The sequence below is a fragment of the Mesorhizobium sp. WSM3879 genome (assembly GCF_002294915.1).
Classification (GTDB): Bacteria; Pseudomonadota; Alphaproteobacteria; order Rhizobiales; family Rhizobiaceae; genus Mesorhizobium.
Map to the genome: position 1 here is coordinate 118,631 of NZ_NSFZ01000009.1, position 12,170 is coordinate 130,800.

17 protein-coding genes are annotated in these 12,170 nt (G+C 63.1%); 8 read left to right on the top strand and 9 right to left on the bottom strand.

Going from position 1 to position 12,170, the window contains the following annotated elements:
* Window positions 1–133: 133 nt before the first annotated feature.
* Window positions 134–1,903: a DNA ligase D gene (ligD, locus tag CK218_RS20735; protein WP_095828727.1), complete on the bottom strand. Its 1,770-nt coding sequence runs from the start codon at window positions 1,901–1,903 to the stop codon at window positions 134–136.
* 239 nt (window positions 1,904–2,142) lie between these two features.
* On the opposite strand from ligD, the gene CK218_RS20740 reads away from it, so the two are divergent.
* Window positions 2,143–2,361: a hypothetical protein gene (locus tag CK218_RS20740; RefSeq protein ID WP_095824617.1), complete on the top strand. Its 219-nt coding sequence runs from the start codon at window positions 2,143–2,145 to the stop codon at window positions 2,359–2,361.
* Window positions 2,362–2,616: 255 nt separating this feature from the next.
* On the opposite strand, the gene CK218_RS20745 is transcribed toward CK218_RS20740, so the two are convergent.
* Genes CK218_RS20745 through CK218_RS20755 form a run of 3 tightly spaced genes read right to left on the bottom strand, consistent with a single transcriptional unit; the run spans window position 2,617 to window position 3,249 of the window.
* Entirely contained in the window at window positions 2,617–2,865 is a 249-nt protein-coding gene (locus CK218_RS20745) for a helix-turn-helix domain-containing protein (RefSeq protein ID WP_095828728.1), read from the bottom strand.
* Window positions 2,866–2,888: 23 nt separating this feature from the next.
* Window positions 2,889–3,071 carry a hypothetical protein gene (locus CK218_RS20750; RefSeq protein WP_095828729.1) on the bottom strand — a complete coding sequence of 61 codons (183 nt, stop codon included), beginning with the start codon at window positions 3,069–3,071 and terminating at the stop codon, window positions 2,889–2,891.
* Window positions 3,055–3,249: a DUF3606 domain-containing protein gene (locus tag CK218_RS20755; protein WP_066992956.1), complete on the bottom strand. Its 195-nt coding sequence runs from the start codon at window positions 3,247–3,249 to the stop codon at window positions 3,055–3,057. Before CK218_RS20755 ends, CK218_RS20750 begins: the two co-directional genes overlap by 17 nt.
* A gap of 374 nt (window positions 3,250–3,623) precedes the next feature.
* On the opposite strand from CK218_RS20755, the gene CK218_RS20760 reads away from it, so the two are divergent.
* From CK218_RS20760 to CK218_RS20780, 5 genes are all read left to right on the top strand, one after another.
* Entirely contained in the window at window positions 3,624–4,622 is a 999-nt protein-coding gene (locus CK218_RS20760) for a L,D-transpeptidase (RefSeq protein ID WP_095828730.1), read from the top strand.
* Window positions 4,623–4,770: 148 nt separating this feature from the next.
* A complete protein-coding gene (locus CK218_RS20765; protein WP_095828731.1) occupies window positions 4,771–7,209 on the top strand; it encodes an FAD-dependent oxidoreductase in 2,439 nt (812 codons plus the stop codon).
* Window positions 7,209–8,318 carry a mandelate racemase/muconate lactonizing enzyme family protein gene (locus CK218_RS20770; RefSeq protein WP_095828732.1) on the top strand — a complete coding sequence of 370 codons (1,110 nt, stop codon included), beginning with the start codon at window positions 7,209–7,211 and terminating at the stop codon, window positions 8,316–8,318. Before CK218_RS20765 ends, CK218_RS20770 begins: the two co-directional genes overlap by 1 nt.
* A 102-nt stretch (window positions 8,319–8,420) precedes the next feature.
* Window positions 8,421–8,744, top strand: coding sequence for a DUF2934 domain-containing protein (locus tag CK218_RS20775; RefSeq protein WP_095828733.1), 324 nt, complete (start codon window positions 8,421–8,423; stop codon window positions 8,742–8,744).
* Between the two features lie 100 nt (window positions 8,745–8,844).
* Window positions 8,845–9,129, top strand: a complete 285-nt coding sequence (locus CK218_RS20780) for a photosystem reaction center subunit H (RefSeq protein ID WP_095778953.1) — start codon at window positions 8,845–8,847, stop codon at window positions 9,127–9,129.
* Window positions 9,130–9,341: 212 nt separating this feature from the next.
* Here CK218_RS20780 and CK218_RS20785 read toward each other — a convergent pair whose 3' ends face one another.
* Window positions 9,342–9,614 carry a PilZ domain-containing protein gene (locus CK218_RS20785; protein ID WP_095783349.1) on the bottom strand — a complete coding sequence of 91 codons (273 nt, stop codon included), beginning with the start codon at window positions 9,612–9,614 and terminating at the stop codon, window positions 9,342–9,344.
* 166 nt (window positions 9,615–9,780) lie between these two features.
* Window positions 9,781–9,930, bottom strand: a complete 150-nt coding sequence (locus CK218_RS20790) for a hypothetical protein (RefSeq protein ID WP_095778956.1) — start codon at window positions 9,928–9,930, stop codon at window positions 9,781–9,783.
* A 204-nt stretch (window positions 9,931–10,134) separates the two neighbouring features.
* Here CK218_RS20790 and CK218_RS20795 point away from each other — a divergent pair, with 204 nt between their 5' ends.
* Entirely contained in the window at window positions 10,135–10,317 is a 183-nt protein-coding gene (locus CK218_RS20795) for a hypothetical protein (protein ID WP_066992937.1), read from the top strand.
* 178 nt (window positions 10,318–10,495) lie between these two features.
* Here the strand turns inward: CK218_RS20795 and arsC are convergent, their stop codons facing one another.
* From arsC to CK218_RS20810, 3 genes are read right to left on the bottom strand one after another with little or no spacing between them, the layout of a single operon-like run.
* Window positions 10,496–10,906, bottom strand: coding sequence for an arsenate reductase (glutaredoxin) (gene arsC / locus CK218_RS20800; RefSeq protein ID WP_067321933.1), 411 nt, complete (start codon window positions 10,904–10,906; stop codon window positions 10,496–10,498).
* Window positions 10,903–11,601 carry an MIP/aquaporin family protein gene (locus CK218_RS20805; protein WP_095828806.1) on the bottom strand — a complete coding sequence of 233 codons (699 nt, stop codon included), beginning with the start codon at window positions 11,599–11,601 and terminating at the stop codon, window positions 10,903–10,905. The genes arsC and CK218_RS20805 overlap by 4 nt, the downstream gene beginning before the upstream one ends.
* Window positions 11,598–11,948 (bottom strand): metalloregulator ArsR/SmtB family transcription factor, encoded by a 351-nt coding sequence (locus CK218_RS20810; RefSeq protein WP_095828734.1) that lies wholly within the window; start codon window positions 11,946–11,948, stop codon window positions 11,598–11,600. The genes CK218_RS20805 and CK218_RS20810 overlap by 4 nt, the downstream gene beginning before the upstream one ends.
* Between CK218_RS20810 and CK218_RS30700 the strand changes: the two genes are divergently transcribed.
* Complete coding sequence (locus CK218_RS30700; RefSeq protein ID WP_179294548.1) at window positions 11,934–12,128, top strand: hypothetical protein; 195 nt, start codon at window positions 11,934–11,936, stop codon at window positions 12,126–12,128. The two genes, CK218_RS20810 and CK218_RS30700, sit on opposite strands and share 15 nt — an antisense overlap.
* Window positions 12,129–12,170 lie beyond the last annotated feature (42 nt).

Genomic DNA, 12,170 nt, shown 5'->3' on the forward strand with positions numbered 1-12,170 from the left:
CGAATCAAAATATGCATAGGCCCTTATATGATCATGCCAGCAATTTGCGTTCTTGGAAACTGGTTCCGCCCGAAAATTCAATCGCCTATGCCTAAGAACGCAGATTCGAGATGATCTTCACGGGCCTCGCCCGCTACGCCGCATTTCGCTGAGCCGCCCTGAACGGATGGTCCATGGTAAACGCATCCGGCCGGATACGCCGCTCTACCTGCACCCAAGTAACGGGATGCGCGATGGGGAAGCCGGGGCGGGCCCGCGGCGAAAAAGCGCCGGCGGCCGTGTTGCCTCGCCCGTTGCGAAGATAGTCGATAAAGATGCGGCCCTTGCGGGCCGCCGGCGCGGCCGACAGCAAGTAGCGGTCGGGTTCTGCGTCGGCGAGGACCTGGGCAATCGACCTGGCGAGCTGCCGCGCGCGGTCGTGGGTCATTTTCGCCGCCAGCGGCGCCAACAAGTGAATGCCCTTGCCGCCCGTGACCTTCGGCCAGCTTTCCAGACCTGACGCTGCCATGATGTCCCGCAGCGCCAGCGCGGTTTCAGTCACTTGCGCCCATTCCACGCCCTCACCAGGGTCGAGATCCAGCACGATCCGGTCGGCATGCTCGATGTCATCCACCGTGGCATTCCACGGGTGGAGCTCGACCGCATCCATTTCGACCAGCCCGAGCAAGCCGTCGAGGTCGTCGACCCAGACCCGAGTGCCCTCCCCACCTTCTCGCTTCTCGACGCGCAGCTGGTGCACCGCTGCCGGGATCTCGGGCAGCATTCCCTTGTGGTAGAAAGTTGCCCCGAAGGCATGACGGACGAGCTTCAGTGGGCGACGGCCGAGGTGCACCAGCGCCTGATCGGCGACCAGACTCCAATAGCGAACGAGCTCATCCTTGGAAGGCGAAACCGCATCGGGCAGCAGCTGCAAGATATTCTCACGCGGCACGCCGTGATCTCGGTCCGCTCTTCGTTTCGACGGCGCCGGCGGCGTTGGCGGGACCGCCCCCAGGTCCTCGCGGAGCCCCTTGAACACGGCCTCGCGCAAGATCCCGCGATCGGTAACGCCGCTGAACTGCACCTCGGCCAGGACTTCGGGTCTCACCCAGGTCGCCTTTGGCTTCACAATGGGCTCCGACAAAGGCGATTTGCCGATGATCAGCGGATCGAGCCGCTCGCGAACGCGTCGCGCCACTTCAAGCGTATAACCGCTCTGAGCCTTGCCTGCATAAAGCAGCCGGTCGCCCTCGCGCCTGCCGATATAGAGCGATGCGATCCGGCGCGGCTCAGCACCAAGCTTCTCGACGAACGCGACGATCGGAAAGGTGTCGCTCTTGATGCATTTGACCTTGACCCAGCTCGTCTGCACGCCGGAACGGTAGGGCGCGTCCGCGCGCTTCGACACGATCCCCTCCAGGCCCATCCGGCAGGCATGATCGAACATCTCCCTGCCGCTCACCTCCAGATGCTCGGCATAGGTCAGCGTCGGCGCGCTGTCCCTCAGCAGCGTTTCGAGCGCTGCCTTGCGTTCGACCAGCGGCTGCTGTCGCAGATCGCGACCGTCGAGGTGCAGCAGGTCGAAGGCATAGAAGACCAATCTCGAAGAGTTTGGGTTGCCCAACTCGCGCTCCAGCGCCTGGTAGTCAGGCAGGCCGGTGTCGCCGATCACGACAGCCTCGCCATCGATGATCGCAGATTTCACCGGCAAGCCTGCCGCCGCCTGGACAATCCTCCTGTAGCGATGCGACCAGTCATAGCCGCGGCGCGTGAAGGCTCGCGCTGTTCCGCCTTCCATGATGAGCTGGGTTCGGTAACCGTCGTACTTGATCTCGTGCAGCCATTCGCCGTCTTCGGGAGCTTTCTCGACCAAATTGGGCGATTGGAACTCGATGAAGGAAAGCCGGTCTTTGCCGCTGGTCATGCACGCGCGACTCCAGGAACCGCGAGTCAAGCCGGAGCAGTCCCATCAGTTCCTTCCATTTTAGTAAAATCGTATGTTTGTCCGACTTGGCCAAGCGCGGCCTCGCAAAGGCAACACGTTGCCCTCCGACCCGCAGAGTGCTCCGATTATCTGAGTAGATGTTTTATCAGTTGAGTGCGGAACAATCCTTAGCCGGCGACGTTTGGCTGCGGGGTGGATCTTCTTCAGGTGGGCCGTCAATGAACAAGTCAATCGTAATGGATTCGGTCGAGATCGACACGCTGGAAGACAGGTATTACGTGCGCGTTATCGAGGATGGCGTTGTCACCATCAAGGGTTTCGGTTCCGAAGCGGACGCGAAAGCTTTTGCCAAGCACGAACACACCCGACTGGGACTTGACGCTGTCAAGCAGCCGGGCACCGGCCAAAAGCTGCGATACGGGTTTCCGGAAAGTTGATGCCGCCTCGAAGATCGAGGAATCTCTGACTTCCCCTTCGGGAACGCGGCAACGCGCGGCCGCGGTCCTGCCCTACAAATAAGTCAGCCATACGCGTCGTTCATTTGCCTGGTCGAGGTTGAACCAGCTTGAAGTCGAAGCTCTCCGGCAAACGTCCACGAGTGCTCACAGGCCTCACGGAGGACGCGACCTCCGGTTTTGCGTGGACAGTTAGCTCGCTGCCAGCAGCGCGGCAGCGCGACTAGCTTAGCGGCGCTATTTATGGCGATAGCCATTCATTTCGGGCCTGACGGCCGAAAGCGAGGGCCCCTTCGCCGTGAACACGACGCCAGCCGCCTCAAAAGCGCGACGGATGCGGGTTCGTTTCTCGACCCGCAGAATTCTGATCCCGTTCTCGAAGTCGCGAATGGTCCCTTCGCCTAGGCTGGCCTTGGCGCCGAGGCGCACCTGCGACCAATGCAGGAGTTCTCGTGCTGCTCGCGACTCCTCTGGCGTCAAATCCATCAAGGGGTCTCCCCTAGGGCTTTTCAGCTGTCAATTTCCAGCTTCGTGTGTCCCGGCTGCTCATGCCAGATCACCTGCCGGAGGTCGCCCCAGTCCACTGCCTGCCCGCAGGCGGTACATATCCGGAACTGGTCCTCTTCGTTGGCGGCTGCTCTGACCCGCAACCGGGCAAAGATCGGCGGCCCCAAATCAGAAAGCTTTGTCACCCAGCTTCCTTGCCTCACGTTGCAAAATCTTACGGTCGTTGCCGTGCTCGCTGATCAGCTCCCGAACCTGTTCAGGCGTGATGCGATGCTGCTTGGCAAAGTAGCGAACCTCATAATCGTCGTCCGCCGACACACGGTCGCGGTCCCGGAAATCGCGCTTCGTTTTGACGTCTGCCATGGTTGCTCCTCCTGGCAAAACGAACACCGGGAAGGCAGGAATGTTCCAAACCGCTAATATGTGCGTGAAGCGCTACGGCCGGGATGGGGTCGGCCTGGGGGAGGCCTCAAATGAAGTAACCGGCGGCATGGGCGGGGGGCGTTGGGGAGCCGCCGGTCACCAGGCAAGGGCCCATCTAATCACAAAATGCATAGGCCCTTATATGATCATGCCAGCATTTTTCGCTCTTGGGAACTGGTTTCGGCATAAAATTCAAGATCGTACGCCCAAAGGTGCACGTTCTAATGATTTGCACGCCGGCGCTGCGACAGGAACCAGATCGGCACGCCCGCGTCATAAAGACAGGTTTCTGTCGTAACCCGGGAGTGAAGTCGATGGTCCGGCTCTTCGTTGTCGCTGCCGTGGCGTTCGCGCTCGCATGCAGCGGAGTTCAGGCGGCCAGGCTTGATCTCGACGCGGTCAATCAGGCGCAATTCAGCGAGGGCGAGCCGAAGGACGTCAGTCCGATGCTTCTCAAGGCGCAGATCCTTCTCGATCGCGCCCGCTTCTCGCCGGGCCTGATCGACGGTCGCCTCTCCGACAATTTTGCCAAAGCCGTGGCGGCGTTCCAGGCGGCCAACGGACTGGCTTCCGACGGCAAGCTCACCCGCGAGACCTGGGACAAGCTGACGGCGAGCTCCGCCGAGCCGGTTCTGGTGACATATGAGGTCACGGTCAAGGACGTGCGCGGCCCCTTTGCCAGGCGCATCCCCACCCGCCTGGAGCGGATGACTCGTCTGAAGCGCCTCGGCTATCGCAATGCGCGGGAGAGGCTGGCCGAGCGTTTCCATATCAGCGAACAATTGCTGAAGACGCTAAACCCGCGCGTCGGGTTCCGGAAGGCAGATGTGAGCCTCGTGGTGCCCGATCTCGGACGGGGCGACGCCCCGGCGGAGATCGAGACCATCGAGGTCGACAAGGCATCCCGCCAGGTCCGCGCGCTCGATCCATCAGGCAAGCCGGTTGCGGTCTATCCGGCCTCGATCGGCAGCGAGGAAAAGCCGGCGCCGAGCGGCGCCGCGGAGGTCAAACGCGTGGTGCGCAATCCGACCTATCACTACAATCCGAAATTCGCCTTCAAGGGGGTCAAGAGCAAGCGGCCCTTCACCATCGCCAAGGGACCTAACAATCCGGTGGGATCGGTCTGGATCGACCTCTCGATCGAAAGCTATGGCATCCACGGCACGCCGGATCCCGGCAAGATTGGCACGACCTACTCGCATGGCTGCATCCGGCTGACCAACTGGGATGTCGAAGACCTCGCCGCCATGGTCAAGCCGGGCACGAAAGTCGAGTTCAAGGACGAGACGGCGCAGGACGGGCAGGCGCAGTAAAAACGCCGGGAGGAGCGAGCCGCCAAGGCGGGATCGCTGCATAAGCCCAATTTATCGTTACCCCTAGTTTTTCAGAACGTTACACGGCCTTCCGTCGACTGTAGCTTCGGCGGCGCGCTTTTGAAAACGATCTGGAATTGGTGGTTCGATGCAAGCACATGCGAGAGTGGTGATCGTCGGCGGAGGATGCGTCGGCGCCGGCATCCTTTACGGCCTGGCCAAGCGCGGCTGGACCGACGTTGCGCTGCTCGAGCGGACCCAGCTTACGGCCGGCTCCACCTGGCATGCGGCGGGCCTGATCCCGTCCTATACCCGCAACATCAATGTCGGCCGCATGATCAAGAAGACCATCGAGATCTATGAAGGGCTGGAGGCCGAAACCGGCCAGCCGGTCGGCTGGCACAAATGCGGCCAGCTGCGCATCGCCAACTCGCGAGATCGGCTCGATGAATTCAAGAGCTATATGAGCGTGGCCGACGTCCAGGGCGTGCGCGCTGAGTTGCTGACGCCGGGCGAAGCGAGGCAGCTGGCGCCGCTGCTCGACAACGACCACATGCTGGGCGCGCTTTATCATCCCGATGACGGCCATATCGCGCCGGCCGATGTGACCATCGCCATGGCCAAAGGCGCGCGGGATCTGGGTGCCAAGGTGTACTTGAACACCGAGGTCACCGGCTTCAGGCGCACGCCCGGCGGCGAATGGCTCGTCCAGACTAACAAGGGCGACATCACCTGCGAGCACGTGATCTCCGCCACCGGCAATTATGCGCGCCAGACCGGCGCGCTGCTCGGCCTCGATATCCCGGCGATCCCGATCCTGCATCAGTACTGGATCACCGAAGCGGTGCCGGAAATCGTCGAGCGGAAAAGGCAGGGCCGCCCCGAAATGCCGATCCTGCGCGACGAAGGGTTCGAGGGCTATCTGCGCGAAGAAGGCGACGGGCTGATGTTCGGGCCTTACGAGCGCACGGCGAACCTGAAACTGTTCGCCGAGGACGGCGTCCCTTCCTGGTTCGGCGCCGACCTCGTCGAAGAAGATTTCGAGGCGGTGTCGTGGAACTGGGAGCAGGCTCTGCAGCTGGTGCCGGCGCTGGGGCGCGTCGGTATCAAGGCCAATGTGCGCGGACCGTTCCAGATGACCGCGGACGAGCTTCCCTTGATGGGGCCGGCCTGGGGCCGGCCCAATGTCTGGCTGGCCGAAGGCGTGCCAGGCGGCATCCTGTGGGGCGGCACGATCGGCTATTACCTGTCGGAACGGATCGTCGAAGGCGGCAACAGCCTCGACACCTCGGATCTCGATCCGCGCCGCTTCGGCGACTACGCCAACAAGGCCTGGACGCGCGAAAAGGTCCGCGAGGCCTGGGGCACACATGCGGAGCAGAAGTATCCGGGACAGGACATGCCCGCCGCCCGGCCGCAGAAGACCGCGCCTTCCTATGACAGGCTGACCGAGCTCGGCGCCGTCTGGGGCGTTCTCAATGGCTGGGAGATGCCCAACTGGTTCGCGCGCGACGGCGTCGAAGCCAAGGACCAGTATAGCTGGCGATGGACGCCGAAGGGGAACCTCGTTGCCGAGGAAGTCCAGGCGGTGCGCACTGCCGTCGGCCTGGTCGAGATGACGCCCATGACCAAGTTCGAGGTGTCCGGACCGAACGCGGCCGCCTGGCTGGACAGGATCATTGCCAATCGCTTGCCGGCGGTCGGAAAGGTGACGCTGGCGCATCACCTCACTGCGGGCGGCGGCGTGCAGGCGGAGTACATGGTGGCGCGGCTCGGAGAAGACCTGTTCTACCTGATCTCGACGCCGCGCGCCGAGCGCTGGAATTTCGACGATCTCTCAAGGCTGCTGCCCGCCGACGGCAGCATATCACTGAAGAACGTCACCAACGATCGCGGCTGCTTCACCGTCGTCGGGCCCAAGGCACGCGAAGTGCTGCAGCCGCTGACCGAGATCGATCTTTCGAACGAAAAGTTCCCGTGGTTCAGCGTGGCGACCGGCAGCGTCGCCCTGGCCAGCGACGTGCGGCTGCTGCGCGTCAACTATGAGGGCGAGCTCGGCTGGGAACTCTATCACCCGCTGTCCTATCAGCGGCAGCTGCTGGATGCCATCCTCAAGGAGGGCGAGAAGCACGGCATGCGGCTTGTCGGGCTGCATGCGCTGGAGTCGCTCAGGCTCGAAAAATCCTATCGCGCCATGTATCGCGACATGAACCCTGAGCTCAACGCGCTGGAGAGCGGGCTCGAGCGCTTCATCCGCCTCGACAAGGGCGATTTCGCTGGCCGCGAGGCGGTGCTGAAATACAAGGCGAGGAACGACCAGCGCCGGTCGGTGACGCTCAAGATCGAAACCGACGGCGCGAGCACGCTTGCCTCCGAGGGCCTTTATGTCCACGGCGAACTTGTCGGGCGCATTACGTCGGGCGGCTACGGCTATGCGCTCGGCCATGACGTGGCGCTGGCCCTTCTGCCGGAACGTCTTAGCAAACCCGGCACCAAGCTCGAGGTCGCCATTTTGGGGGACTGGAAGATCGCCGAGGTGATCGCGGACTCGCCTTACGATCCGACCTCGGCCAGGGCGCGTATGTGATGCGCGTCGATCGGATCAACGTCTATTCGGCGCAGCTGCCCGTCAAAGGCGGCGTCTACCGCATGGCCAGCGACGACGTGGAGTCGCTGGACTCCACGCTTGTCGAGATCGTGACCGAAGACGGTTTCACCGGCTGGGGCGAGACCTGTCCGATCGGACCGGTCTATCAGCCGCACCATGCGCTGGGCGCCCGCGCGGCGATCGCCGAAATCGCCCCGGGCCTCATCGGTGCGGAGATCGCTTCGATCAGACTGCTGGCAAAACAGATGGACGAGCGCCTGAACGGACATGGCTATGCCAAGGCCGCGTTCGACATGGCCTTTCTCGACCTGCTCGGCCAAAAGCTCGGCGTGCCGGTCTCGACGCTGCTGGGCGGCGCGCTGACGGATCGCGTGCCGGCCTATTATTCGCTGATCGTAGGTCCGCCGGACGAAACGGCGAGGATCGCCGCCGACAAGGTGAAGGCCGGCTATCCCCGCCTCCAGGTGAAGATCGGTGGGCGCAACCTGGAAGAAGACGTGGCCGTCGTGCACAAGGTCTGGGAAGCTGTCCGCTACGAGGCGCGCATCGCGGTCGACGGCAACCGGGGCCTGACGGTCGCGTCGGCAATCCACCTCGACCGGCTTTGCCAGGCAATCCCCTTCGTCTTCGAACAGCCCTGCAACACCATGGATGAAGTCGCTACGCTGAAGGGCCGCGTGACGCATCCGGTCTATCTCGACGAGAGTACCGAGGACCAGAACGCGGTGCTTCGAGCGATCTCCATGGGCATCGCCGATGGCTTCGGCTTCAAGGTGACGCGCCTCGGCGGCCTCACGAAGATGACAACCGTGCGCGACCTTTGCGCCATTCGCTCGCTGCCGCACAGCTGCGACGACGCCTGGGGCGGCGACATCATCGCGGCGGCATGTGTCCATCTTGCTGCCACGGTCGAGCCGCGCCGGATGGAGGGGGCCTGGATCGCCCAGGAATATATCGACGGGCATTTCGACCGGAAGAACCCGGTCGTGATCGAAAAGGGCTTCATAGCCGTGCCGCAGCGGCCGGGCCTGGGCGTCAAACCGGAACCCGGGATATTCGGCAAGCCGCTGGCGACTTACGGAGCCTGACCACCGGCCAGGCTTTGGCTGGCGCCAGCCGATCACTTCTTGGGCCTCGGGGATCGTTCCGCCTCATCCCGCGTTGAGTGGCACGCAAAGGGAGGAACGGCAATGGATGATGATCGGACCGAGAAGATCAGGCAGCGTGCCTATGAGCTCTGGCAGCGCGAGGGCAGTTTGCATGGCGACCATGAGCGGCACTGGCGCCAGGCCGAGATGGAGATCGATCGCGAGGCGGCGCTGCCGCTCACGGCAGGCGATGCGCTGCCTGGAACGCGCGAGATCGACAGCGCGGATGTGCTGACGATCGAGGCGCTTGCGATACGCACCGGCATATCGGCCCAAGAAGCGCAGGAGTTGCTCGACAGGCTGGGCAGCGACCGCGCCGCGATCGAGCAGGCGGCGCGGAGCATCCGGGCACGGAAAGGGCTGTAGGTCAGGAACCACGACGCGTGCGACGGTTGCCGGCATTCGACGTCGGCGGAACCCTCGTTGCCATCGACAGTTCCTCCTGTCTAACCACAGGAGACCTGTCATGGATCACACCAACCACGTAAGGCTGACAAACGCCGAACTGACTCCCAGCATTCTCGAAGGCGCAACCATCTACGGCCCGGACGACGAAAAGATCGGTTCGGTCGACCACATGCATGGCAGCCAGGTCGTCATCGATGTCGGCGGCTTCCTCGGCATCGGTGCAAAGCCGGTCGCCGTCAGCGCCAACCAATTGGATTTCATGCGCGACGAGGACGGCGACGTCCACGCCGTGACCAGATGGACGAAGGACCAGCTGAAGTCGATGCCCGAGCATCACGACTGAGCACGGGAGGGTCCGACGAGAGCCGGGCCTCCATTCAGCAGGTCGCGCTCGGCGGCCTGCACGTGGCCCCCGCGCTCAACGAGACGACGGCGGTGGAGAAGCCGGCGACGCCGCTCCGCCGCGGCTCCCCCTCAAAAACTGGTAGATTGCCGTGAGCCGCACTGTCTGGTTGGATATTTCGAGCTTGTTGCCGGGGCTAACGAAGGAGGCCATCAGCCCTTCATTGAATTGCTGTAGACCTGCACGCCGACGCGCTCGTTGCGGCGCCAGCGCACCACGGCCCGATAGACGGCGTCGTCATCGGGAACAATGAGCGTGAAACGGTCGGGCAATTCCACCTGCGGCCCGACGCGCAGTTCGGCGCCATGCTCGTGCTGGTTACGGACGGAGCACTTGATGCTGGCGTCGCCGGTGACGATCGTGGCCTCCTTCAGCACGAATTCTCGTGAATGAAGACGGCGCTCTAAGTGGGGAAAGGTGGCCATGATGCACTGGTCCCGAAACTTGCCCGGCGGGCTCAAACTCCCTCGCCCGACGCACCACCCTAGCGCAGACGTGTTTCCGTTCCGTTAGCGTTTTCTAATCACTGCCCACTCGCCGATCCCGTTTCCGCACAGGCGGCGCCGGACCGAACGAGGTTGCCGCAAGACGCTAATGCCGCTTGAAATACTGCACCTCGCGCTCGTGCTTTTCGGCAGCCTCGCGCGACTTGAAGGTGCCGAGATTCCGGCGTTTGCCGGTCCTCGGATCCACCTTGCGCGAATAGAGCCGGTAGTCGCCGGACTTCAGCTTGCGGATCATGGGACACCTCCTCTGCTCGTAAGTCTAATCCACTCGACCTGTCCAGGGTTCCAGCAGCGAACGTGATCCATTTCACGGAAGCGCCGCGCCGAATGTCGGAATCGACGCGGTAGCGACACGATTGGGTCGGATTATTTGTACTCAAACGACTTCCGCGGCGTTAGTCTTTGCGTCCGCGAGCATGCCGGACTGGAGGAGGGTGAGATGGCGACGGCCAAGCTTCACGGCGTTGAACTCGTCAAGGGCCAGAGGTGGACGGTGCGCGTCACCGCCTACGGCACAACGATGACCTTCCCTTTCGAAGCCGAGCAATATGCGCGCTCCTATGCCGATGGTCAGGCCTTCCGCCTTGGCGTCGAGGTGGTCGAGTTGAAGGACTGCGCCTGATCGGCTGCCGGCGTAGCGATCGCCGCCATGGGTTCGCCGCGCGACAAATCTATCGCCAAGCTCCGACAGCGGCGGACCTTATGCAGAAACTGGCAAGAAGTCGGTGTCGTGCCGCATCACTTTGTCGACCCGTTCGCAAACCACGAGCCTCGATCTACTTCATGAAGCATCTGGCGCTCTAGGTTTGCGGCAACCAGGCGACCTTCTCGCCATCCTCCTTGATGAATTCGCGCACGGGGTTGTCGAGCAGCGGCAGCACCGCCTCCGACGGCCGGCAGAGCCTCGTGCCTTTGGGCGTCTCCACGATCGGCCGGTTGATGAGGATGGGATGGGCGAGCATGAAACCGATCAGCTCGTCGTCGCTCCATTTCGGATCGGCGAGGCCAAGCTCCGCGTAGGGCGTGCCTTTCTCCCGCAACAGGTCGCGCGGGGTGATGCCCATCGCCGCGATCAATTCGAGTAGCCGTTCGCGGCTCGGCGGCGCCTTCAGGTATTCGATCACCATCGGCTCCTCACCGCTGGCGCGGATCATGGAAAGCGTGTTGCGCGAGGTGCCGCAAGCGGGGTTGTGGTAGATGGTGACCGTCATGGCTCGGCTTTCAGTGGCTCGGATTGCTCGATGGATTCGGGCCGCAGCAGCCATCCCATCAGCGCCAGCGCGATCAAGGCGCCGAGCAGTTCGGCGACGATGAAACCCGGGAGATCGGCCGGCCTGATGCCGGAAAAGCTGTCGGTGAGCGCACGCGCCACGGCGACGGCCGGATTGGCGAACGACGTAGAGGCGGTGAACCAGTATGCGGCGGTGATGAAGAGGCCTACCAGCCATGGCACAGCCCGTCGCTCAAAGCGCAGGCCGGCGAGAATTACAGCGACCAGGCCGAATGTCGCGACAATCTCCGAAAACCATTGCGCCGGTCCGGCGCGCAGCTTGGTCGCGATTTCCAAGGGCGGCAGGGCGAACATGAGGTGCGCGGCGATCGTGCCGGCGATGCCGCCGGCGAACTGCGCGGCGAGATAGGCAGGCAGATCGCGCGGCGGGAGCGACCGGTTCAAACAGAAGACGAGCGAGACGGCCGGATTGAAATGCGCCCCGGAGATCGGTCCGAGGATGGTGATCAACACCACCAGCATGGCGCCGGTCGCGAGCGTGTTGGCGAGCAGCGCCAGCGCGGTGTCATGCGTCAGCGTCTCCGCCATGATGCCGGAACCGACCACCGTTGCCACCAGCAGGCCGGCGCCCAGGGCTTCAGCAACGGCACGTCGCGGCAGATCGTAAGAGATCATTGCCGGGTCCCCTCGCCTGGCCGGCAGCACGGGGCGGCGAGCGCCGGCGTGCAGATTTCCGGCCGGCCCGAGCAGCAATCCTCCATCAGGAAGCGGATCAGAGCGGAAAGCGCATCGTATTCCGCGCTGTAGACGATCGAGCGTGCGTCGCGGCGCGTGCCGACCAGGCCGGCGCGCTCCAGTTCCTTGAGATGGAAGCTGACATTGGACGGAGAGACCTCGACCTGTTCGGCAAGCGAACCGGCGGCGATGCCGTCCGGCCCGGCAACCACCAGCAACCGAAGCAGTTTCAGCCGCGTTTCCTGCGACAGCGCACCAAAGGCCATCAGGGCTTGTCGCTCATCCACGTTTCAACAATCCTTGAAATATTGAAACGAGGCATAGCCGACATGCTCACTCCTGACAAGAAATATCGTCCCCGCTCCTCCATTGGATCCTCGGACCTGACCATCGGCGATCTGCTCCACACGCTGGCTGATTACCAAGACAATCCGCTGGTGTTTCGTTACGACGCGGCCGGCCGGTGAAATTTCCACCCCAACTAGGATAGTGGGTCGGTTTGAAATCGC

Bases quoted from the DNA above. Each gene is read 5' to 3' on its own strand.
- ligD (WP_095828727.1), bottom strand. From the start codon at position 1,903: ATGACCAGCGGCAAAGACCGGCTTTCCTTCATCGAGTTCCAATCGCCC.
- CK218_RS20740 (WP_095824617.1), top strand. From the start codon at position 2,143: ATGAACAAGTCAATCGTAATGGATTCGGTCGAGATCGACACGCTGGAA.
- CK218_RS20745 (WP_095828728.1), bottom strand. From the start codon at position 2,865: ATGGATTTGACGCCAGAGGAGTCGCGAGCAGCACGAGAACTCCTGCAT.
- CK218_RS20755 (WP_066992956.1), bottom strand. From the start codon at position 3,249: ATGGCAGACGTCAAAACGAAGCGCGATTTCCGGGACCGCGACCGTGTG.
- CK218_RS20760 (WP_095828730.1), top strand. From the start codon at position 3,624: ATGGTCCGGCTCTTCGTTGTCGCTGCCGTGGCGTTCGCGCTCGCATGC.
- CK218_RS20765 (WP_095828731.1), top strand. From the start codon at position 4,771: ATGCAAGCACATGCGAGAGTGGTGATCGTCGGCGGAGGATGCGTCGGC.
- CK218_RS20770 (WP_095828732.1), top strand. From the start codon at position 7,209: ATGCGCGTCGATCGGATCAACGTCTATTCGGCGCAGCTGCCCGTCAAA.
- CK218_RS20775 (WP_095828733.1), top strand. From the start codon at position 8,421: ATGGATGATGATCGGACCGAGAAGATCAGGCAGCGTGCCTATGAGCTC.
- CK218_RS20780 (WP_095778953.1), top strand. From the start codon at position 8,845: ATGGATCACACCAACCACGTAAGGCTGACAAACGCCGAACTGACTCCC.
- CK218_RS20785 (WP_095783349.1), bottom strand. From the start codon at position 9,614: ATGGCCACCTTTCCCCACTTAGAGCGCCGTCTTCATTCACGAGAATTC.
- CK218_RS20790 (WP_095778956.1), bottom strand. From the start codon at position 9,930: ATGATCCGCAAGCTGAAGTCCGGCGACTACCGGCTCTATTCGCGCAAG.
- CK218_RS20795 (WP_066992937.1), top strand. From the start codon at position 10,135: ATGGCGACGGCCAAGCTTCACGGCGTTGAACTCGTCAAGGGCCAGAGG.
- arsC (WP_067321933.1), bottom strand. From the start codon at position 10,906: ATGACGGTCACCATCTACCACAACCCCGCTTGCGGCACCTCGCGCAAC.
- CK218_RS20805 (WP_095828806.1), bottom strand. From the start codon at position 11,601: ATGATCTCTTACGATCTGCCGCGACGTGCCGTTGCTGAAGCCCTGGGC.